Genomic DNA, 18,766 nt, shown 5'->3' on the forward strand with positions numbered 1-18,766 from the left:
CACCGTGTGGGCACTATTCCAAAAACATGCTCCCCGCAGTCGCACATCGTTGACGCAAGATGCGCCCGCCACACCGTTGGAGGCTCTTCAAGAGCGGGCGGCGCGTTTGGGCGCTGCTGGCGCCGACTTAGCGCCCTTTTTGAAAGAGCAACAAGCGCTGCATCGCGTTTGGCGAGAACCCCACCGGGAGATTGCTGTATTTGGTCTGCCTAATGTGGGGAAAAGCACGTTGATCCGCGCCTTCTGTCCAGGCGCATCCGTCCACTCTTCTCCTGTCTCAAGCGCAGAATACCGGATTGAGCGTCATATCTGGCGTATTCCAGAACTCGATGAAACGGTCTGCCTGGTGGATCTTCCCGGTGTGGCCCAAGTTGGCCGCGCCTGGGATGAAGTCGCCCGAGACCACGCGCTACGAGCCATCTGCGTGATCTATGTCTGCGCCAGTGACCTCACCGCAGAAGATGAAACTCAACTTAAGAAACTCATTGAGTTGAACAAACCCATGCTGGTGGCGTTCAACAAATCCGATCTCTACACACCGCAAGAGCGCCAGCAGATTGTGGCGAAACTGGGCGAAATTATAGATCGCCTGACGGGTTTGGGGACGGCGCCGCTCCAGTTGGCCGTCGCCAACGTTGGCGGTTCGCGTGAAATCACCCGCGTTGACGCCTCCGGCAATCATCATGGTGAAATTCAGCGCACCCCCCCCTATCTTGACGAAATTTGGCAAGGTTTGGCGCAGATCCTGAGTCTGGACGCCCAAACGTTGGCCCACTGGCGGCAGGCTGCGATTCTCACCAACGCCGAGGAGAAACTGGACCTGGCGCAGCAAGATCTACTGGAGAGGCGCATTGAACAGTGCGTTCACACCCATGTTATTGCATTGATTCATCATGTCCTGGCGGAACCGCAGGAGTTCTTGGCGTTCGCTTTTCCGCAAATGGCGGCGGGGCAACTTCTGGAGGAGTTGGTGACGATCATGCAAATACCGTTGATCTCCAAACGCCGCAGACAGGCCCTGCTTACGCACATCGCACAGAGCGCCCCAGCGTGGATAACGATTTTGGCCGAGCGCGCCGCCAGCGCTCTGGCGCAAAACACACAGATCGCGCTCAGTGGGCGGCGGGGGGCCGTCCTGGCGCTGTCCCAAGGCCTTGCCTTGATCTGTTTTGCCAACGCTTGGCGCGCTTTGAATGCAAATGCGCCGGAGCTGGATGCCGGGCAAATCGAAGCTCAATGCTACAACTCGGCAGCAAACTATCCACAAACGGAGATAGAGAATCTGCTCAAAATGCTCTAAACTGGCCTACGGGCACGCAAGGCGCCGTATTTTAGGCCATTACCAACCAGAGGGACCAAATGGCGAGAGGAGCATGAGAGATGTTCGCCTGGAAAACTGAATTCGCTGTAAATATTCCAGCTATCGATCGAGATCATAAGAATTTGGTCAAGATTCTTAGCCAAATTGGACTCCTGGATGCTGCCCAACCCGACTTTTTCCCCCAACTGCTCGAGCAGGCCAAAAGGCTCATCGCCTACACAGTTTGGCACTTTGAGAGGGAAGAGGCGTTTATGGGGCGATACGGCTATACGGGGTTGCGCGACCATAAAGCCATGCATGAAGCGTTTAACAGGGGCTGCTTGCAGCTTTTTCGCGAAATGATGGCGATGGAAAATGATCCCAACCAACATCAGGCTGCGCGCATTCTGCTTGGTGAGACGGTATCTGACTGGTTAAAGGCACATATTTTGGTTGAAGATCGTGCGTTTGCCGACTTCTATCATGGTAAAACGCCTGTGCCCACCCATCCACCGGCGTCCCAACCAAGCGCATCAGCAGCCATGCCAGACCTGCCACTGGGCTTGCCGCGCATCTGTTAATTTACTTGTCAAAGTTCGATGCATAACGCATGTTAAAGTAGTTTCCTAACCTCTCAAAATCCATAGGTAACCGTCACATGTCACAGCTTGTCGCCGCCAGGCCATCTTTGGGCGTTAAGGCGCTCACCCTGCTGAGCTACATCAGCTCCCTGTGTCTGATTCCCCTGATCTTCATGCGGGACAACCCCTATGCTTATTTCCATGCTCGGCAAGGGTTTGTGCTCTTTATCATCCAGGTGGTTGGCGCTTTTGTCACCATCATTCCCGCTGTGGGGCAGTTGGTTTATGGGGTGGTGCTGTGGCTGGTAATCCTCTTCTCCTTGGCGGGTGTAGTTGCTGTGCTATTTGGTCGCGCTTGGCGCCTGCCGCTGGTGTATGATCTGGCCCGTCGGATTTGATGCATTGTTACAAACTACACTCCCTGTGGGATTGATGAAAAAGACTACGCGTCGTTGTAACATAACTCCGGCTGCGTATTTTCACTCTTTCAGGGAGACATCCTGTCCTTTGACGTGATGAATACCGCTTATCAAGAGACCTCTTATGTTAAGTTTACAATCAGATGGTCAGACCTTAAAGATAGATATCAACAGGAGTATGACGCTTTCGGAATTCTCCAAGTGTGAGAAGCAACTGAAAGAGCATACTGATGTCGAAACTGTACTGGTTTCTCTGAGTCTAAATGTGGGGCTGGACAGCACCATAATTGGCTTGTTATTGGTCATTTATGAGATTTTCAAGTCCGCCAAGCTGCTCTCTGTTGAACTGAGTAGCCCGGAACAGCTACATGTACTGAAAATGGCGCAGTTAGATACACTATTTGAATTGAAATAAACTCAGGTTACTTCTATATAATTACGCGTTCTCTGAGAAAAGCGACTCTATCTTTTGCAGGAGACTAGTAGCATGGTTCACACACCTCTGAGCAATTCCATTCCAGCGCGCATCGTGCTGGATATTGATGTCATTGATCTACAGCACGCTGTTCTGTTCGATCTTATTGAACTGATGCAGGAGGGCGAGAGTGATGTTGAGATGTGCATTAATACGCTAGGGCGCTACACGGCCATGCACTTCAAGTTTGAAGAGTCGCTGATGCGCAGCGAGCGCTATGTTGAGCACCCGCAGCACCTGGAGATGCACCAGGAGTTTGAGGCGCGCTCCGTCCAGTTCAAACAGGAGTTACAGCAGGCGCAGTCCCCGGAAGCACGCGCAACCCTCCTCAATGAAGTCCTGGTTTTCGTCCGTGATTGGCTCATTAAGCACATCGATAAAGTGGACCGGCATCTCTTTTCCGATAAAAACCTCTATACCCTACCGAGCGAATAACGACGCAAGGGGCGCTCCCCTTAATCGCGCCCTTTTGTCGCCAAGCTTGCATACATTTTATCGTAGCGAACAATATGATCAAACAGCCACTTTTTGAAACGGGGCGCGTGGGTTTTCAATCTGCTTAACACCTCTTCGCGCTGGCCACGCAACTCAATGCGGAACGCCAGCACCTCCGATGTCATCTCTTCGTGCCGTTTAGCGTGATCCGCCAAAGCCGAATAGCCCTGGTGGCGCATCCATGACTCCTCCTGTTGAAAATGCTCTTTGGTATAGAGAAGCAACTCGTTAGCGGCCATCTGCGCCGTTTCCAGATTGCCCTCAGACTCCGCCAATAGGATCAGATTGATGACGGCCAACAGCTTGCGATGCGCCGCATCGAACTCCTCCACACCAACCGAGTAGGCGGTCTGGTTCCAAGTCAGGAGACTTACTGGGGCGACGGTTGTTTGCGGCGCAGAGAGATCTGGAAGCGCTGTATCCGCTTCCGCCTGTGCGCGGCGCTCTATACCAAACAACCGCTTGCGTGGCAACAAGTCACTCTGCTCGATAGGTTGGGCGACGGCGGAAAGACGCAGACGCGGCTCCTTCATGGCGCCTCGCGTGATCGATGCATTGGCCTCTTGCAGGATCGCTTCTAGCTCCCTGACCACGCCGTTGCGTCCAAACACGCGCTCCATTTGCGGACGACTCTCATCCACATAGTGAGTCCACAGCGCTGAGTTAAACGCATGACCGATAAATTTCTGAAACGAGCGGCGATCCTCCAGGGCATACACCAACCCATCCAGGGAGAGCCCATACCACGACTCCAGCGCCATCAAACGCAGATCAATCACCCGAAAGAGCGGCGTCTCCTCGGTAAGTTTCTCTTTAAGAGTTGCGAGTAATTCATTCCAATCCACCAGTTTATTAACGCTTACAAGGGGATCGATTTCGACTGCGGCCATAGCGGCGCTCCTGCGAATGTCACGAATTGAGATCCCTACAAGTATTATATGTTAAGGAGTGGAAAAGAAACAGTATTCTCGCCCTCATGAAGATCCTGCTATCTCGTTGACGTCAAAGGTTTGCGCAGAGAGTCGAAATCAGGGCAGTGGCCACGCCCGGCGGTGAAGAGTTCCAGCGCCTCACACCAGCCTGTATCGGCGCGCACGGAGCCCCAAGCCGAGGAGAGGGCGGCCAATCCAGGCGCAAACGCTTCAAGCGCCTGTGGATCGCTCACAAAGCGCCGACAGTTGACGCAATACGGCTGCGCCGTCATAGCTGCGCCCAATAGTCGCCAAAGATGTGTACGGAGAAGAGATAGCCCAGCAACACGTTGACCGCCACCCCCAGGGAGAAGGCGGCCACCGCGCCGCCGCCCACCTGGCTGAGCTCGCGGAAACGGGTATTCAGGCCAATGGAGAGGAAACAGAAGATAAACGCCCAGCCGCGCAGAGCGCCCAAAGGCTGGAGCAGATGGGGTTTGACCTCATTGGCCAGACCTTTGTCATCAAAACCCAACGTCGAGAGGGTAACCAGAATTGAAGCGGCAAAGAACCCGAGCACGAACTTGGGAAAGCGGCGCCAGATTTCACCCCGGTCCAGGGCCGCGCCAGGCTGTTGCCCACCCTGCCACACCGTCACTGCCACATAAGCCCACACCAACGACCACAAGCCAATCCAGATGTCACGGCCAATCACCTTCATCAAGGTGAACGCCTTGATGGCTGGCTCCTCGTTACCGGCCATTTTGCCCACCGCACTGGCGGCGGCGAAACCAGCGGCGTCAGCGAACTCCGAAGCGCCGATCCAGGCCCCCGCTACACCGGGGTGCAGATTAAGCGCCTGGGCGGCAATGGGCAGCGCAATGATCATCACCAGAGCCCACACCACCACCAAGGAGATGGTGGCGTAGATATGCTCCTTGCGCGCCCCAACCGCCGCCGCAATCGCCATACTCCCGGAGACGCCGCATACCGACCCACCCACGCTGAGCACCGCGGCAAAACGACGATCCAGCGCAAACACCCGCGTGGCCAGATAGTAGATGGTCAAACAGGTGACCACGGCAATGATGGTGGCCTGAACAATGGCCACGCCGCCAGCGCTGACAATCAGAGAAACCGGGAAGGTCGCCCCCAACAGCACAATGCCGAATTTGACATAGTACTCCACCCGCATGGCGCTCATCAGCCACTCGGGCAATTTGATGGTGTTGGCCAGAATCAACCCCACCACCAGCGCCACCAGCGGCGCCTCCAAATTAAACTGCGCCGCATGCTCCCAGCCACTGACGGCGAAGATGGCCAGGGAGAGACCGTAGAGCGCCGTGAAACCCCGCAGGAACTGTCCCAGCGGGATCCCCATGGCGTGACATGAGAAGCCAAACAGTGTGGCAAAAGTGAGGAATTGCGCCAGATATTGCGTTTGATTCTGCTGGAAATGGGCGCTCAACTGATCCAGCGAAGCCCATTTTAATCCTCCAGGGTTGACAGACAGGTCATGGATCAACTGGGCGCCGCCGAAAAAAGAGCCCAAGGCGACCAGCACCACCGTCATGCCCAACCAAACCGCCCACCAATCTTCAGTAATCAGAACAGCGCCTTCGCGCTCGCCCTGATGCGATCGGCGCAGGCGCGCTAAGCCGCTGCTCAGCGCCAGCCACCCCATACCCAACGCCATCAGCGGCAACGCCCCGCGCAGTGTCTCGCCCACCGACCACCACCATGCGACCAGCAATCCGATGCCGGTAATCAGTGTGGCTATGGCGATCAGCAGGGTATTCACCGCGCTCTCTCCCAAACCCTTCATGATTTCAACGTTAAGTAGCTCAGCATAACGTTTCGCCAGGATAAGCGGCTATGGCAGTGATGCGCCGTTACGCCAAATCATCAACCAACGCGTCCTGTTTAGCGGGTTGATGAGGCGCTGAACGCTTGCGTCCAGGTCGGGGTCCAGAGGCGCCGTCATGTCGTTTTTTCCAATACTGCCGCCCGCGGTACCCCAACAGCAGCGCCACCAGTAGCGCATACACATACGGCTCGCCATTCTCATGGGTGGCCGCAAAGATAAAGTGCAACGCCACCAAGGCGGTCAGAATGTAGTTGAGCTTGTGCAACTGTTTCCAGCGCTTGCCGCCCATCTTTCGCACCACCTGCTTAAACGAGGTGGCGGCCAGCGCGCACAGAAGAACAAAGGCCGCCACTCCCAGCAGAATGAACTCACGCTTGACGATGTCATCGACCATTTCGCCCCATTTGAACACCCACTCCAGCCAGACGTAGGTAAGCACATGCAGCAGGGCGTAGAAGAAGGCGTATAGACCCACCATGCGGCCATATTGCGCCAGGGTTTTCACACCGGTGATCTCATAGATGGGCCGCAGTGACAGAGAGATCAACAGAAAATTAAAGGCCCAGTCGCCCAGGTAGCGATTGATAAAACCCACCGGCATCTGACCCAATGAGCTGCCCGGGGCGTAACCGCTGAGCAAAACGCGTCCCACCAGCCACGCCAGCGGCAGAAGCGAAAAGAGAAATATCAGAGGTTTAAGGTTCAGTTGGCGACGCTTTTTAGGCAGCGTGTGCTCACTGTTCTCATCCATGCCAGTGCGCATCAGATAGACCGCATAGAGCATGATTAGAAGATTGCCTGTACCCATGAGAATAAACGGCGAGCGCGGCCCCACCGCATCGAAATAGTAGCCCCCACTCTGCACCAGCAGCACCAATCCCATGCCGCCGACCAGATAGAAGATTCCCTGCACCGCGCCCAGAATATCGGGCGGCGCCAACTCAGCAGCCAGCACTTTGGGCGCAGTCAAGCACCCCCCCTGCCCCACCCCGATGAGCAGCAAGGGAATCACCATCATCCAATCAAATGGGTTAACCACAAAACCCATAGCGATGAAGCCCGCCCCAGCCAGCGAAACACTGGCGCCAATGGCGGAAATCCGGCTGCGCTGCTGCATAAAACGGCGCCACAGCGGCATGGAGAGAATCACAACCAAGCCCAGAAAACCCACCGCCAACGCCGCATGGGCCACCGCATAATCGCGCCCCTGATCCACCACGTCGGCAAAGTTGATCGTCCACAAGGAGAGAAACAGACTGATGACAATCAGATCCGCGCGCGCGTAGAAACTGGCGGCAAAGCACAACTGCATGCGCGGGTCGCCGCTGACCAGCTCCCACACCCGATCCATGGGGCGATCCAGCTCCTCATGCCCGCTGGTGATCTCACGCAGACGCCGCCAAGCGAGCCAGGCTCCCGCCAAGCCCACGCCCACGGGAATCAACATCACCGTGAGCACGCCGCCGATATCGTGGGGAATTTGCAAAATGATGGCGTAGATCACCCCACCGCCGAGCGCCATCATCAGCATGATGTTGATGATGGCGCCGGCGCGCCGCTCATGGGAGGCGGCGTCGCCCATCAGGGTGGCAAGCTGCGACTGTGCGGCGTTGGCGCCCAAGGAGGAGAGGATGCGCGCCAGATAGAAGACACTCAAGCCGCCCAGGCCCAACGCCCCGCCAATTTGCAGTGAGAACGGCGCCAGCAGGGCGCCAATGGTCAACAGCGCAAAGCCGCCCATGACAAACCACTTGCGCCCCAAGGTGTGGCGCGTCGCGCCCAGATAGGCGATAACAAACAGGCTGACAATCTCCGCCACCACAGTCAAATTGGCGTTGATAGTGCCCGATTTTTCAAATGGAATTTTGAGCACATCGTCCAAGAACAGCGGTTGCAAACCGACGATGATGGCGATGGCCAGCGCCGCCAAGGCCGAGAGCAGATAGATCTCATTCCAAGGCGGTTCACGATGGAGGCAGTGGGGCACGGCGCTACTCCTCCTCCTGGTGGAAACCGGGGTTCCAGAATCCAATCATATGGTTGTCGCGCAACTGGCAATAGGCCCCATTGACTGAAAGGGTCGCCGCATAGAGCAACGCCTCACCTGCGCGCAGCGCCATGTCGCGATAGGCGGTTCCTTTGACATACATGCCCACGCCGACCGAGCACTGCTGTTGATTGAGGAACCAACCCGGGGCCACATTGACCCAACGCGGCGCATTCACGCCGTCATGCACCAGAATGTGCAGATTCTCTCGTCCCGAGTTCGGCGTTTTGTCCACCTGTCGGATGACCTTGCCCTGGAAGCGCGTCAGCGTGAACTGCTCATGCCACTCCGGTCCGCGCATGTTGCGCGGCGTAGACTGGGGCAGCGGCGGGTGCGTCGTCAAAGCGATGGGCGTAGCCGCCAACGGCCAGCGCGCTGATCCGGCCAGCGCCACCGGGGCACCGGTGGGCGCCACCAGTTTATGACAACTGGAGCAGACCCGTTTTTCCCGTCCGTCGGTGTGTGGCGCTGGCGCGCCACGCGCGATGGGCGGCGGCGGAATCTTCGCCGAAGCGCGTTTAGGCGCGCTATTGCCGCCAATAATTTCGTGACAGTTGGCGCAGGCCATCTTATCCCGGCTGTCCTTATGGGGACTGGGCGTCCCCTGCGTGATAGGCGGTATGGGCGGCGGTCCGCCGCCCTGCCCCGGCCCAGCGGTCACCCGACCATTTTTGGCGATAATCTCATGGCAGCTCGAACAGACCATCTTCTCCCGGCCATCCCGATGCGGCGCGGGAACACCCGCCCCAACTGGCGGCGCCTTATCGTAGGCGTGATCATCCCACGGATCATCATCGAACACCGCCAGCAGAAAAAACCCCAGACCAAAGACAATCCCCGACGCCATGATCCACTCAGCCATTTTCATCGCGATGTCTCCACATCCGAAAGGATGCGCCAGACGGTCAAGCTAGCGTCATATGGAAGTGAGTTCACGCGCACACAGGCTCAATTAGGGAAAAAATCGGTGTCTATGGGACCATGTGTCAGCATGGAAAGACGGCTCCGCGGCAATTTGGTGGGCATAAATGGATCGCCGCGCAACTCCATGCCATGGGCGATATTCATCAGATGGTTATAGGTGGAGCGGCGCAGCTTTTTATACAGCGCGTGCAACGTCATCGATTGCGTTTCGCCGATGGCCGTATCCAGCTCCAAAATCAGCGTCTCCTCCAACTCGCCTCCCACGCGCAGCGCAGAGGCGATGGATTGTCGTCCCTGGCGCAGCAGGTCGCCATACATCATGGCGAAATCCGGATCACTGAAAATGCCCATACGATCATCGGCTACGGAGTCCCGCAGGCCAAATCGCGCCATGGCGCCGGTCAGGGCGATCATATGGGTTTCGTGGGACTTGGCCAAACTGCTAAACAGCGCCATACGCCATCGCTGATGCAGCGCAAGGTAGAGATCCCGAGCCACCTTGGCCCCAGTACGCATGCGCGGCAGCAGTTGCGCATCTTTAACCGTCACCCCTTTTTCCGTCAAACGCGCAGCAGGGATCTTGGCCTGAAGCGGAGCCAGTAGCGCTACCGGCTGCGCCTGTGGCGCTGGCGGTGTAGATGAAGAGGTCGTACGGTGGTCATCCGCCATGTCGGAGTAGAGATGGTCCACCCAGATGGAGATGACCGCCACAGCCATCAATAACCCAACCAATAGTTGTAGTCGGTTGGGCGAGGCAAAAAGTTTGCGCAACAGCGGATGCATCGGCGCAACGCCGCAAGCGCCGTTGCGCGCAGCGCAACCGTCCCCCTCCCCATCCGCAGATTGGATGGGGATAATGCGTTCTGAGCGAGACGGTCTATTCTGGTCTGACATGGCGGAACGATTTCAGCCGCGACAAAATCAACGCAACTAGGCGCGCTGAATTCGCCTAGGTGATTGGGTGAGCCGATTAAGACTCCAGCCCCAGATCCTCCAGATCATCACGGCTGCGCTGACGCAACTGATCCTCTAAATATTCAGCGCCACGATCCCAGGCGTATTTGCCGGCAACGGCGGCAACCAACGCAGTCCCCAGGGAGACGACCAAACCGCCGCCCACAGCGCCGGCGGCAACGGCGCTGACGGCGGTGGCCACCCCCGCGCCAGCGGCCTCTTTCCCGCTGTCGATAGCGGCCTCTTCCGGTGACACCAACCCCTTATTGTAGAGATGGATATTCTTCGCGATAGCGGCTGAGCCACCCACCACGGCGCCAAGAACCCCGGTGCCGGAAGCGCTGGTGGTTAGAAATTGCGCCAGATTAAAAGCAGCCATGTGATGCTTCCTTCAAGAGTTTGGATCGTAGCAGTAAGGCGCCAACAACATTGAGGCAGCCTCTAACTCTACAGGAAACCAGATCAATCTGTAAAGCGCCTAGCCCGGATATTTCATGAATCTCTACGATGATTGCGTAGAGATTTGATCCAAAAAGGGAATTTTCGACTGCGGCGAATGCTTATTGCCTTCGCAAAGGAGAAAATTTCCCTTTTGGATCAAAGATCAAGCAAGGGCGTCTGAGATTCATGAAATATCCGGGCTAGCGCTACACGGTCTCCCGCTTGCGGGCGCTGTTGGGAATCTCATAGACCAGCGTATGAACCAACACAAACGCGACAAACAGCCAACTGACCGGCGCATGGAGACTGAACGGTTTGACGACCCGCAATCCCGTCAACATGCTCAACGCCAGCGTTATCGACATCCCAGCCTTAACGGCTTCCTTGCCCAGTCGTCGTTTTGAATTCGCCGCTCTGGGCTTGCGTCTTGGGTTCAGTCGCGCTTTCCGGCTTTGCTGTGGGCGCTCGATTTGTTCAACGGGCATACACTGTTGCTGCGCACACAGCGCCTCTTCACGCAAAATATCAGGCGTTGCATCCATGGATATCCCCTCGCTCCTGTCATTTATTAGCTGATACACACTGATTCAGTGATAATGGTTCTCATTAGCAAAATCAACATTTTTCAACTCCGGCTGCGCTTCTCTTTCAATTCGCCCGAGCATTATACTGTTGACTTTTTCTAGATTTAATCTAAATTTCATAATGTTGTAATGTAACCTTCGGGCGAAAAGCGGCGGCGTGCAAACACAATCAACACAATCCAAGCCCCACAACGCCTGTACCAAGAAGATCTAAATAGAGGAAAAATCATGCCTTTAACAGATTTGAACGCGACTCTGGCTGAGGGTGAGAAATTGACTTTGGTGGGGCCTGGCAACGTGGAGTTCACCGCCGCGCCGCCAGCCAAACCCGCCGCCGCCAAGACGGCGCCCATCAAAGCTGCCCAGCCCGCCGCCAAAGGCGTCGCCGCACCCCCTGCGCAGCCTATTGTGGACCCCGCCACGGCGCCCGCCGCCAAAGGCGTCGCCGCCGCGGCAACTGGCGGCACAATTTTTAAAGGAACAGGTTTGAGCTTAGGCCTGGGGCTGGGGCTGGGCGCCTGGGGACCGGCTCTGGCTGGGGCCGCAATCATTGGCGGCGGATACTACCTGTATCGCCGTAAGCGCATCAAAACCTCCTTGTGGCCGTTTTAATCCGGTTTCACGCTGAGCCTTTTGTCAACCTAACCCGGGTGAGCGCGCCTCTGCGCCTACGCCATAGGGAGAATACTGATGCCTGCGCCCCAAGAGTTGATCGGTCCACAACAGTTGGCCAACGTCACTGGAAAATCATTCACCGTGAAGGATCTTGGCAATGGCAAGGCGTTACTGTGTCCATTGCCGGAGGGTGGCGGCGCGGCGCTGTCGCCTATTGAGATCAACAATGCTGTCGTGGAAGGACTCAAAGCCGCCAAGGGGCAAGCGCCTGGCATGGCGCCTGTGGTTTCCATTGAAGGCGCCGGTAAAACCGTCTCGCCCCAGGGCCAGAAACTGCTGATCGACAAATTGCAGATCAAAGGCGTGATGGCCCCCGGCGGTGAGCGCATTGTGTTGAGCAATGGCGAGATGAAGATCGGTCCCGCACCCAAGAGCGCCGCCAAGGCGGCCAAGAAGATCGCCAAAGTCCAAGCCAAGGCGACGGCGCCACAACCCATGGCCAAAGCCGCCGCCGCAACGCCCCCCTGCCCTGCCGCCAACACGCCACAGCCCAGTGCGCAGAATGTGGCGATGACCCAAAACGTCGCCGCCAAAGCCGTAGGCGGCGGCGCCGCCAAGGCCGCTGCGGTGGGCACCATCTGGAATGGCGGGGGTTGGAGTCTGGGATTGGGCTTGGGTTTGGGCGTTTGGGGCGTGGTCGCCGCGACCGGTTTGGCCGCCGCCGCCATCGGCGTTGGCGTCTATAACTATAAATCGCGTCAATTGAAAGCGGAGGGTTAACCCACTTTTTCCCCTGAGCGCATGTGTTTGCTCTGTCGCACCCTGCCCATTAGCCCAATTTGTTACCGTAATGGGCAGGGCGTCCTGGATTGATTGGCGATGGTCCTTCCAAAAAAAACGCGCTCTTCTGCGCGCCGTTTAAAATCCATTCCCCCAACCGTTGAGCAGAAGCATCGGGTTTCATTAACCGAATGGGTGAAACAGGCGGGCCGGGCGGCTTTAATCGGGTTGGCGGTCAGTCTCGTTGTGGGATTAGCGGCAAAATTTCTCCTGGCGCGTTTTATCGCCGCCACCCGCTTTTGAAGCGCGGCCCTGCTCCCCGCTTATTCGTTCTAATCAGAGACATCCTCTCTTTTGCTACAGGCATTGGCTGACTCCCGCTTCATGGAGATGATCTTCACGCCGCTGTTCCAGGAAGCGGAACACCCCGCCGAGACGGAATTTCCCCCGCCACACCCGCCACACCCGCTTTTGCCACAGGCGCCATTTGATGCGGTGGGCCAGAGCAGACGCCAGACGCTGCGCACAATATAGGCCGACGCTGCGCCCCCCACGGCGGCCAGAAGCGCCCACTCCCACCAAGGGGTGACGGGGTGCGCCATTACGTCAGCGCCCCGCCCACCTTCACCACCAAAAACGCCAGGCTATACGCAATGGTTAGTGAAAACCCTACTGAGAACAACGCCCAACGCCACCCGCCCGCCTCGCGTTTGATCGCGGCAATGGTGGCGATACAGGGCGAGTAGAACAGGGCAAACACCATAAACGCCACCGCCACCAGCGGCGTCATGGTGCCCGCAAGGACCTGACGCAGCGTATCGGACTCTTCAGTGGATTCACTATCCTGGGAGTAGAGCACCGCGTAGCTGGCCACCACCACCTCTTTGGCGACAAATCCGGTAAGAATCGCCACCGTATCCTTCCAGGTAAACTCCAACGGCGTGAAAACCGGCGCCACAGTGTGCGCAATCTGCCCCAGATAGCTCTTCTCCAACGCCTCCTGGTTGCGTTGGCGCTGCAATTCGCCGATAGCGGCATTGCGCGCCGGGCTTTCCGGTTGCGCCTGGGCCTGCTCAATACGCGCGGCGTAGTCTGTGCTCCACTCCACCTCCTGGGGAAATGTCTGCAAAAACCAGATCACCACGGAGCCCACCAGAATCACCCCAGCGATTTTCTGAAGAAAGGTGACCGCCTTATCCCACATGTGAATGAATACCGCACGCAGAGTGGGAATGCGATAGGGCGGCAGCTCCATAACGAACGCTTCGTCTGCATCCCGGAACAGGAAGCGATTGAGAATCACCGCCGCGCCCATGGCCCCGACGATGCTGAGCATATACATGGCGAACACCACCGTGCCGGCATTCTGCGTAAAAAACGCCCCGGCGAACAGAATAAACACCGGCAGGCGCGCCGCACAGAGCATGAATGGATTGACCAGAATCGTTACCAAACGCGCCTTGTCGCTCTCAATGGTGCGCGCCGACATCACCGCCGGCACATTGCAGCCGAACCCCATCACAAGAGGGATCAAAGCCTTACCGTGCAAACCGAACTTGTGCATCACCTGGTCCATGAGAAACGCCGCGCGCGCCAGGTAGCCGGTTTCGCTGAACAGCGCCATGAAGAAAAACAGAATGACGATGTTGGGCAGGAAAATAATGGTCCCGCCGACCCCGGCGATCATACCTTCTACGACAAGATCCTTGAACAACCCCTCCGGCAGCAGAGCGGCCATCCAATCACTGAACGCGCCCACCCCGGCGTCGATCCAATTCATCGGAACCTCGCCCAAGGTAAAGGTCGTCTCGAACATCACCCACAACAGCGCCACAAAGATGGGAATGCCCAACACGCGATTAATGAACAGGGTATCCAGCACGCGGGTGGCGCGGTAGCGATTACGCAGCTTATCGCTGCGCTGCACCGCCTCGGAGATGATGCCGTGAACATGGCCGAAACGGGCGTCGGCAAACATGCTCTCACACGCCATCCCATGGCCGTGAGAGAGGTCATAACACTCGCGCCGCACCAGTTCGAGCAGATGCTGATGCTCCTGCTCATCGCGCATCATTTCGATGTCGCCTTCAAGCAGTTTGATCGCCATCCAACGGCTTCCCTCCTGCTCGCGGGCGTCTTCGGCGGCATGGTTCTCCTGCACCAAATGCTGCACGCGCTGCACCGCCTCTTCCAGGTGCGCGTCATAATGGACAAAGCTGCGCGCCGGCGCCTGTCCGGCATTGAATATTGAAATCGCCGCGCTCAACAACGCCTTAACGCCATCTCCATGTTTACCGGAAGTGCGCAACACCGGCGCTCCGAGCATCGACTCGAGCGCCTGCACGTCGATTTTTCCTTCGACGCTCTCTACCTCGTCCACCATATTCAAGGCAAACAGTAGCGGTTTGCCCATCTCCACCAACTGCGTGGTCAGATAGAGCGAACGCTCCAGATTGCCCGCATCAATGACATTGATGATCACATCCGCATGACCAGCCATGATGTATTCACGCGCTGACAGCTCCTCTGCCGACTGTGAGGTCAGCGCATAGATGCCGGGTAGATCGGCCAACATGAGCTTGCGCCCATCAAAAGTCAGTTCGCGCTCTTTAACGTCAACGGTCACGCGCGGATAGTTGCCGACCGAATCCTTACCGCCGGTCATCTGGTTGAGCAGGGAGGTTTTGCCGCTATTGGGATTACCCACCAAGGCGATGGTGATCGGTGCGTCTGACATGTGGGGTCTACTTTATGCAGATGGGTGATCGATTAGGGATAGTAAAGAGAGGATCAAGCAGCCGGTGTGAGCGGTTCAATCAGAATTTTCTCAGCGTCTTTATTACGCAGAGTCAGGTCGTACCCCATGATGGTGTAGATGCGCGGATCGCCGAACGGCGCGCGATTGCGTAGACGGATCTCCTTACCAATGACCAATCCCATGGTCAACAGCCGTTGACGTTGAACGCCATCCAACTGCAACGCCGTTATCTTCGCTGACACCCCAAATTTCAACTCACTGAGCTTGATGGTGTGGGTCTGTACTGGTGACTTGGTATCCATATTGGCGCTCCATAGAAGATGCTCACATAACGGAGGTAAGATACACCTATAATGGATGACTTGCAAATAGGAATTATTATTATCCAGCAGATCTTGCGTAATTTCCCCCAATGCCGCCCGCCGCCATATGTTAATTGCATTTTTTTCTGCTATGGTGTAAATTTGTGGTTTGACTAAATGTTGTCTTGATCTGTTGAAGGAGAACTCCTGTGCCGGTCAATGAATTCACTGCTCAAGTTCAAGCTGGGGACACCTTCACCGCCCCTGCGGCAGGCAATCTGGAATTCACCGCTGCGCCGCCGCCCGCGCCCCCTGTGGACCCCGCAGCCGCAGCCGCCAAACCCATCGCCATGACCGCTGTGAGCCCCGTCGCGGCGCCCGTAGCCCAGAGCGTACCAAGCCAAATTTTGTCCGGCAAGGTGTTGGGGCTCTCTCTGGCCAGCGTCAACCCCTGGATTCTGTTAGGCGTCGGCGCTGTTGGCGGGTACTTCTACTTCAAGAAAAAGCGCTTCAGCTTCTTCTAAGAGCTGCTGCTCCATCAAGCTGCGCGCAACAGAGCGCGCCTCAGTCACTCTGGGGCGCGCTTTTTTGTCTCTATATTGGCCCAAGGTTTGCTGCAATACGCTCAGAGCCCGTTGTCTGAATCTCCCGGTCACGTGGATCGGGGACACGCCGCACGAACTAACGCCCACTCTGGGAGCCAGTAGATGTTACAGGAACCGATCGCCCCCTATATCGACCAATCCCAACCGTTTCCGGCGGATAATCTCAGCGATATGCCGATTCACCCGGCCTTGCAACACCCCGGCACAGCTGAGATGCAACCCGAATTCGCCCCCATTGCGCCGCAGCAGACGTTTGATCCGCCCGACGCCATGACAACCTCTTTTGAACCCATGGCCGCCGAACCTGCGCTCGTTGATGCGGAACCCGCCGCCATCCAGGCGACAATGGAGTCAGCGAACGTGTACGGCGACGCAATCGATGCGGCCAAACAACTGCGCGATAACGGGGTGGCGTTGAGCGCCGCCGGGCGTCATGGACGCGCCATCGACGCTTTGACGCAAGCCCATGCGTTGACGCCCCTGGATGATCTGGCGCTGCTGCATCTGGGCCTTTCGCTCACCCGTAAGGGGTATCTGAAAGAGGCGATCACCGTCCTACGCCTGCCGTTTGACGCTGACCCGCTCGACCCAGCCGCCGCCACCCTGCTGGGCAAAGCGCGACTTCTCTCAGGCGACGCCAAGGAGGCGATTTGGACCATGGAGCCGGCGGCCCACACCAATCCGGGCCGTTTCAATCTGCACTTCTATCTTGGCGTGGCTTACGCGAAAACAGGGCGTTACGCCGCCGCCCGCGACGCCTGGGAGATCGCCCATGGCCTTCGCCCCAAAGATGGCGACACGCGCCGCTTTTTACGTCAGGCGCAGCGCCTGCTGGATGCTGAGCAAACACGCTAAATCGCCGCGCACAATTCGCATTGCGGCGGAGCGCTAATTGAATCAGCGCTCCGCCCTCCCCTCTCCCGCCTGACCATGCATCCAATTGTCGCCACCATCGGTCTGCTGACCCTATCGAATATCTTCATGACATTCGCCTGGTACGCGCATCTCAAGAATCTTCAGGATCGGGCTTGGATTGTCGCCGCCTTGCTCAGTTGGGGCATCGCCCTGTTTGAATATCTGTTGCAGGTCCCGGCCAACCGCATAGGCTATACCACATTATCTCTGCCTCAGCTTAAGATAATACAAGAGGTTATTGCGCTCACGGTATTCATTCCCTTCGCTCTGCTGTACATGGAACAGCCCATTAAACTGGATTTTGTCTGGGCCGGACTGTGTTTGATCGGCGCGGTCTACTTCATGTTTCGCGCGGGTTAGTCGGAGCATGCCTGCAAATAAGAACAGTTAGCATTTGAAAAGCTGGATGTTTTTTTCTGGATATCGCATTGCCTTTTCCGCTATAAATGCCCAGGGTTAGTGTTAGAATGGCCTGCGTCATGCGGGGCGACCGGGGAGAAACCTTCTGCAAAACAGCCCCAAAGCATGATGCCTCACGCATCTTTATGCGCAATTTGACGGAACGCTCTATTACCCTGCTGTCGCCTTTCTGTTTAAAACTGTCATCAAGGAGCCAGATTGATGTTGACTGATCCCGTTATTGTAAAAATTGAAGGTGCTACGCAGTCTGCGCAACTGGCTGGCCTGAAGGGTAAGAGCTTTACCATCGCCAAGATGCAGTCGGTGGGCGGACAGGCGGGCATGGGCGGCAAATGGGTGTTCTTGCAACCAGCGGGAGAAGCCGCCGCCAGCCCTGTCGCAGTTAAGCTCAACAGCACCCAGGCGGCCACGCAACTCAATCAGATGAGCGGCCAGAGCTTTACCGTCGGCTCCTCGCCCACCGTGCTGGGCGGCATGGGCAACAGCAAATGGCTGACTTTGAACCCGGCAACCAGCGGAACTCAACCGGTAGCCGCCAAGGCGCAAGCAAAAAGCGCGCTGGTGATGATGAAGGTGGAGAACGCCGCGCAGGCCAGTCAGATTTCGCAGATGGCTGGCAAGAAGTTCACCGTCATGCCCGCGCCCATGATGGGTGGCAAGGCCCAAGGCTGGCTGTTTCTGCAACCCACCGGAGCAGAAGCGACCGGCGAACCGGTGATTGCGCTCAAGGCGCAAAATGGCGTGACCGCCTCCGAGCAGATCGCCAAGATGACCGGCAAGAGCTTCGTGGTGGGCAAGGCCCCCGCCAGCATGGGCGCCAACGCAGGCAAATGGCTGATTTTGCAACCGGCTAGCAGCGCCACAGCGGGCGGCGCAGCGGCGGGCAATGACCCGGTTATCACCGATGGCGGCGGCGCTGTAGCGCAACCGGCGGCGTGGAATCCCGCCCCGGCCAAAGCCACTATCAAAACCGTGGCGCTGACCGGCGGCGCAACCACAGGGGCTGGTGCGGCCAAAGGCGCGGCCAGCGCCACCGCAGCCACCGGCACCATCTGGAATGGCGGCGGCATGAGCTTGGGCTTGGGCCTGGGCCTGGGGGCCTGGGGACCAGCGCTGATTCTGGGCGCGGCGGCCGTCGGTGTTGGCGTGTATACCTATAAAAAACGCGGCCAAACGGCTGTTGCGGAAGCCGATGCGGAAACGCTGGAGGACACCCTCTCTTAACCATAATCTCGCGGTCCGTTGGTCTTGAGATTTAATCGCATATAATAGCAAAGCCTCGATAGAATCGAGGCTTTGCTATTTTCATCCGCATCACACAGCCTCTTTTGCGCCAAAGGCCAAATCGAAATGGATGAGTGGGAACAGGAGCC

The 18,766-nt window shown here is 57.2% G+C and carries 22 protein-coding genes; 12 read left to right on the plus strand and 10 right to left on the minus strand.

Going from position 1 to position 18,766, the window contains the following annotated elements; all coding sequences use genetic code 11:
* Window positions 1-4 precede the first annotated feature (4 nt).
* The 5 genes from MAIT1_RS00430 to MAIT1_RS00450 all read left to right on the plus strand — a co-directional run bounded on the left by MAIT1_RS00430 (window position 5) and on the right by MAIT1_RS00450 (window position 3,210).
* On the plus strand, window positions 5-1,300 hold the full coding sequence (locus MAIT1_RS00430) for a GTPase (RefSeq protein WP_085440056.1): 1,296 nt from the start codon (window positions 5-7) through the stop codon (window positions 1,298-1,300).
* A gap of 80 nt (window positions 1,301-1,380) precedes the next feature.
* Window positions 1,381-1,881 (plus strand): bacteriohemerythrin, encoded by a 501-nt coding sequence (locus tag MAIT1_RS00435; RefSeq protein WP_085440057.1) that lies wholly within the window; start codon window positions 1,381-1,383, stop codon window positions 1,879-1,881.
* A gap of 77 nt (window positions 1,882-1,958) precedes the next feature.
* On the plus strand, window positions 1,959-2,279 hold the full coding sequence (locus tag MAIT1_RS00440) for a magnetosome magnetite crystal formation protein family (RefSeq protein ID WP_143814570.1): 321 nt from the start codon (window positions 1,959-1,961) through the stop codon (window positions 2,277-2,279).
* A gap of 145 nt (window positions 2,280-2,424) precedes the next feature.
* Window positions 2,425-2,715, plus strand: coding sequence for a hypothetical protein (locus MAIT1_RS00445; RefSeq protein ID WP_085440059.1), 291 nt, complete (start codon window positions 2,425-2,427; stop codon window positions 2,713-2,715).
* A 72-nt stretch (window positions 2,716-2,787) separates the two neighbouring features.
* Window positions 2,788-3,210 carry a hemerythrin domain-containing protein gene (locus MAIT1_RS00450; RefSeq protein ID WP_085440060.1) on the plus strand — a complete coding sequence of 141 codons (423 nt, stop codon included), beginning with the start codon at window positions 2,788-2,790 and terminating at the stop codon, window positions 3,208-3,210.
* A gap of 20 nt (window positions 3,211-3,230) precedes the next feature.
* On the opposite strand, the gene MAIT1_RS00455 is transcribed toward MAIT1_RS00450, so the two are convergent.
* The 7 genes from MAIT1_RS00455 to MAIT1_RS21375 form a co-directional block, all read right to left on the minus strand.
* On the minus strand, window positions 3,231-4,160 hold the full coding sequence (locus MAIT1_RS00455; protein ID WP_085440061.1) for a bacteriohemerythrin: 930 nt from the start codon (window positions 4,158-4,160) through the stop codon (window positions 3,231-3,233).
* 310 nt (window positions 4,161-4,470) lie between these two features.
* Window positions 4,471-6,006 carry a putative sulfate exporter family transporter gene (locus MAIT1_RS00460; RefSeq protein WP_198947756.1) on the minus strand — a complete coding sequence of 512 codons (1,536 nt, stop codon included), beginning with the start codon at window positions 6,004-6,006 and terminating at the stop codon, window positions 4,471-4,473.
* A gap of 67 nt (window positions 6,007-6,073) precedes the next feature.
* Window positions 6,074-8,035, minus strand: a complete 1,962-nt coding sequence (gene mamZ / locus MAIT1_RS00465; protein ID WP_085440062.1) for a magnetosome biogenesis transporter MamZ — start codon at window positions 8,033-8,035, stop codon at window positions 6,074-6,076.
* A 4-nt stretch (window positions 8,036-8,039) separates the two neighbouring features.
* Window positions 8,040-8,963: a magnetochrome domain-containing protein gene (locus MAIT1_RS00470; protein WP_085440063.1), complete on the minus strand. Its 924-nt coding sequence runs from the start codon at window positions 8,961-8,963 to the stop codon at window positions 8,040-8,042.
* 80 nt (window positions 8,964-9,043) lie between these two features.
* On the minus strand, window positions 9,044-9,736 hold the full coding sequence (locus MAIT1_RS00475; protein ID WP_158089232.1) for a DUF2202 domain-containing protein: 693 nt from the start codon (window positions 9,734-9,736) through the stop codon (window positions 9,044-9,046).
* A 253-nt stretch (window positions 9,737-9,989) separates the two neighbouring features.
* Window positions 9,990-10,352: a magnetosome protein MamC gene (gene mamC / locus MAIT1_RS00480; protein ID WP_085440065.1), complete on the minus strand. Its 363-nt coding sequence runs from the start codon at window positions 10,350-10,352 to the stop codon at window positions 9,990-9,992.
* A gap of 268 nt (window positions 10,353-10,620) precedes the next feature.
* Window positions 10,621-10,956 carry a hypothetical protein gene (locus MAIT1_RS21375; RefSeq protein ID WP_143814571.1) on the minus strand — a complete coding sequence of 112 codons (336 nt, stop codon included), beginning with the start codon at window positions 10,954-10,956 and terminating at the stop codon, window positions 10,621-10,623.
* A 270-nt stretch (window positions 10,957-11,226) separates the two neighbouring features.
* On the opposite strand from MAIT1_RS21375, the gene MAIT1_RS00485 reads away from it, so the two are divergent.
* The 3 genes from MAIT1_RS00485 to MAIT1_RS21380 all read left to right on the plus strand — a co-directional run bounded on the left by MAIT1_RS00485 (window position 11,227) and on the right by MAIT1_RS21380 (window position 12,696).
* A complete protein-coding gene (locus MAIT1_RS00485; protein ID WP_143814572.1) occupies window positions 11,227-11,610 on the plus strand; it encodes a hypothetical protein in 384 nt (127 codons plus the stop codon).
* A 78-nt stretch (window positions 11,611-11,688) separates the two neighbouring features.
* The gene (locus MAIT1_RS00490) at window positions 11,689-12,393 is read left to right on the plus strand and encodes a hypothetical protein (RefSeq protein ID WP_085440066.1); all 705 of its coding nucleotides are present in this window, start codon (window positions 11,689-11,691) and stop codon (window positions 12,391-12,393) included.
* A gap of 99 nt (window positions 12,394-12,492) precedes the next feature.
* On the plus strand, window positions 12,493-12,696 hold the full coding sequence (locus MAIT1_RS21380) for a hypothetical protein (protein WP_143814573.1): 204 nt from the start codon (window positions 12,493-12,495) through the stop codon (window positions 12,694-12,696).
* A gap of 29 nt (window positions 12,697-12,725) precedes the next feature.
* On the opposite strand, the gene MAIT1_RS21385 is transcribed toward MAIT1_RS21380, so the two are convergent.
* The 3 genes from MAIT1_RS21385 to MAIT1_RS00500 are packed head-to-tail and all read right to left on the minus strand — an operon-like array spanning window position 12,726 to window position 15,453.
* Window positions 12,726-12,995 carry a hypothetical protein gene (locus tag MAIT1_RS21385; protein WP_143814574.1) on the minus strand — a complete coding sequence of 90 codons (270 nt, stop codon included), beginning with the start codon at window positions 12,993-12,995 and terminating at the stop codon, window positions 12,726-12,728.
* Window positions 12,995-15,130, minus strand: a complete 2,136-nt coding sequence (feoB, locus tag MAIT1_RS00495; RefSeq protein ID WP_085440067.1) for a ferrous iron transport protein B — start codon at window positions 15,128-15,130, stop codon at window positions 12,995-12,997. Before feoB ends, MAIT1_RS21385 begins: the two co-directional genes overlap by 1 nt.
* Before the next feature lie 53 nt (window positions 15,131-15,183).
* The gene (locus tag MAIT1_RS00500) at window positions 15,184-15,453 is read right to left on the minus strand and encodes a FeoA family protein (protein ID WP_143814575.1); all 270 of its coding nucleotides are present in this window, start codon (window positions 15,451-15,453) and stop codon (window positions 15,184-15,186) included.
* Between the two features lie 209 nt (window positions 15,454-15,662).
* On the opposite strand from MAIT1_RS00500, the gene MAIT1_RS00505 reads away from it, so the two are divergent.
* The 4 genes from MAIT1_RS00505 to mamD all read left to right on the plus strand — a co-directional run bounded on the left by MAIT1_RS00505 (window position 15,663) and on the right by mamD (window position 18,617).
* Window positions 15,663-15,977: a hypothetical protein gene (locus MAIT1_RS00505; protein WP_085440068.1), complete on the plus strand. Its 315-nt coding sequence runs from the start codon at window positions 15,663-15,665 to the stop codon at window positions 15,975-15,977.
* Window positions 15,978-16,160: 183 nt separating this feature from the next.
* Window positions 16,161-16,913, plus strand: coding sequence for a tetratricopeptide repeat protein (locus tag MAIT1_RS00510; RefSeq protein WP_085440069.1), 753 nt, complete (start codon window positions 16,161-16,163; stop codon window positions 16,911-16,913).
* A 75-nt stretch (window positions 16,914-16,988) separates the two neighbouring features.
* Window positions 16,989-17,333, plus strand: a complete 345-nt coding sequence (locus MAIT1_RS00515) for a DMT family protein (protein ID WP_085440070.1) — start codon at window positions 16,989-16,991, stop codon at window positions 17,331-17,333.
* Between the two features lie 261 nt (window positions 17,334-17,594).
* Window positions 17,595-18,617, plus strand: a complete 1,023-nt coding sequence (mamD, locus tag MAIT1_RS00520) for a magnetosome protein MamD (protein ID WP_085440071.1) — start codon at window positions 17,595-17,597, stop codon at window positions 18,615-18,617.
* Window positions 18,618-18,766 lie beyond the last annotated feature (149 nt).

Origin of the sequence: Magnetofaba australis IT-1, assembly GCF_002109495.1 — a bacterium.
In the GTDB taxonomy this organism is placed as follows: Bacteria; Pseudomonadota; Magnetococcia; order Magnetococcales; family Magnetococcaceae; genus Magnetofaba; species Magnetofaba australis.

Bases quoted from the DNA above. Each gene is read 5' to 3' on its own strand.
- MAIT1_RS00435 (WP_085440057.1), top strand. From the start codon at position 1,381: ATGTTCGCCTGGAAAACTGAATTCGCTGTAAATATTCCAGCTATCGAT.
- MAIT1_RS00440 (WP_143814570.1), top strand. From the start codon at position 1,959: ATGTCACAGCTTGTCGCCGCCAGGCCATCTTTGGGCGTTAAGGCGCTC.
- MAIT1_RS00445 (WP_085440059.1), top strand. From the start codon at position 2,425: ATGTTAAGTTTACAATCAGATGGTCAGACCTTAAAGATAGATATCAAC.
- MAIT1_RS00450 (WP_085440060.1), top strand. From the start codon at position 2,788: ATGGTTCACACACCTCTGAGCAATTCCATTCCAGCGCGCATCGTGCTG.
- MAIT1_RS00455 (WP_085440061.1), bottom strand. From the start codon at position 4,160: ATGGCCGCAGTCGAAATCGATCCCCTTGTAAGCGTTAATAAACTGGTG.
- MAIT1_RS00460 (WP_198947756.1), bottom strand. From the start codon at position 6,006: ATGAAGGGTTTGGGAGAGAGCGCGGTGAATACCCTGCTGATCGCCATA.
- MAIT1_RS00470 (WP_085440063.1), bottom strand. From the start codon at position 8,963: ATGAAAATGGCTGAGTGGATCATGGCGTCGGGGATTGTCTTTGGTCTG.
- MAIT1_RS00475 (WP_158089232.1), bottom strand. From the start codon at position 9,736: ATGGCTGTGGCGGTCATCTCCATCTGGGTGGACCATCTCTACTCCGAC.
- mamC (WP_085440065.1), bottom strand. From the start codon at position 10,352: ATGGCTGCTTTTAATCTGGCGCAATTTCTAACCACCAGCGCTTCCGGC.
- MAIT1_RS21375 (WP_143814571.1), bottom strand. From the start codon at position 10,956: ATGGATGCAACGCCTGATATTTTGCGTGAAGAGGCGCTGTGTGCGCAG.
- MAIT1_RS00485 (WP_143814572.1), top strand. From the start codon at position 11,227: ATGCCTTTAACAGATTTGAACGCGACTCTGGCTGAGGGTGAGAAATTG.
- MAIT1_RS00490 (WP_085440066.1), top strand. From the start codon at position 11,689: ATGCCTGCGCCCCAAGAGTTGATCGGTCCACAACAGTTGGCCAACGTC.
- MAIT1_RS21380 (WP_143814573.1), top strand. From the start codon at position 12,493: ATGGTCCTTCCAAAAAAAACGCGCTCTTCTGCGCGCCGTTTAAAATCC.
- MAIT1_RS21385 (WP_143814574.1), bottom strand. From the start codon at position 12,995: ATGGCGCACCCCGTCACCCCTTGGTGGGAGTGGGCGCTTCTGGCCGCC.
- feoB (WP_085440067.1), bottom strand. From the start codon at position 15,130: ATGTCAGACGCACCGATCACCATCGCCTTGGTGGGTAATCCCAATAGC.
- MAIT1_RS00500 (WP_143814575.1), bottom strand. From the start codon at position 15,453: ATGGATACCAAGTCACCAGTACAGACCCACACCATCAAGCTCAGTGAG.
- MAIT1_RS00510 (WP_085440069.1), top strand. From the start codon at position 16,161: ATGTTACAGGAACCGATCGCCCCCTATATCGACCAATCCCAACCGTTT.
- MAIT1_RS00515 (WP_085440070.1), top strand. From the start codon at position 16,989: ATGCATCCAATTGTCGCCACCATCGGTCTGCTGACCCTATCGAATATC.
- mamD (WP_085440071.1), top strand. From the start codon at position 17,595: ATGTTGACTGATCCCGTTATTGTAAAAATTGAAGGTGCTACGCAGTCT.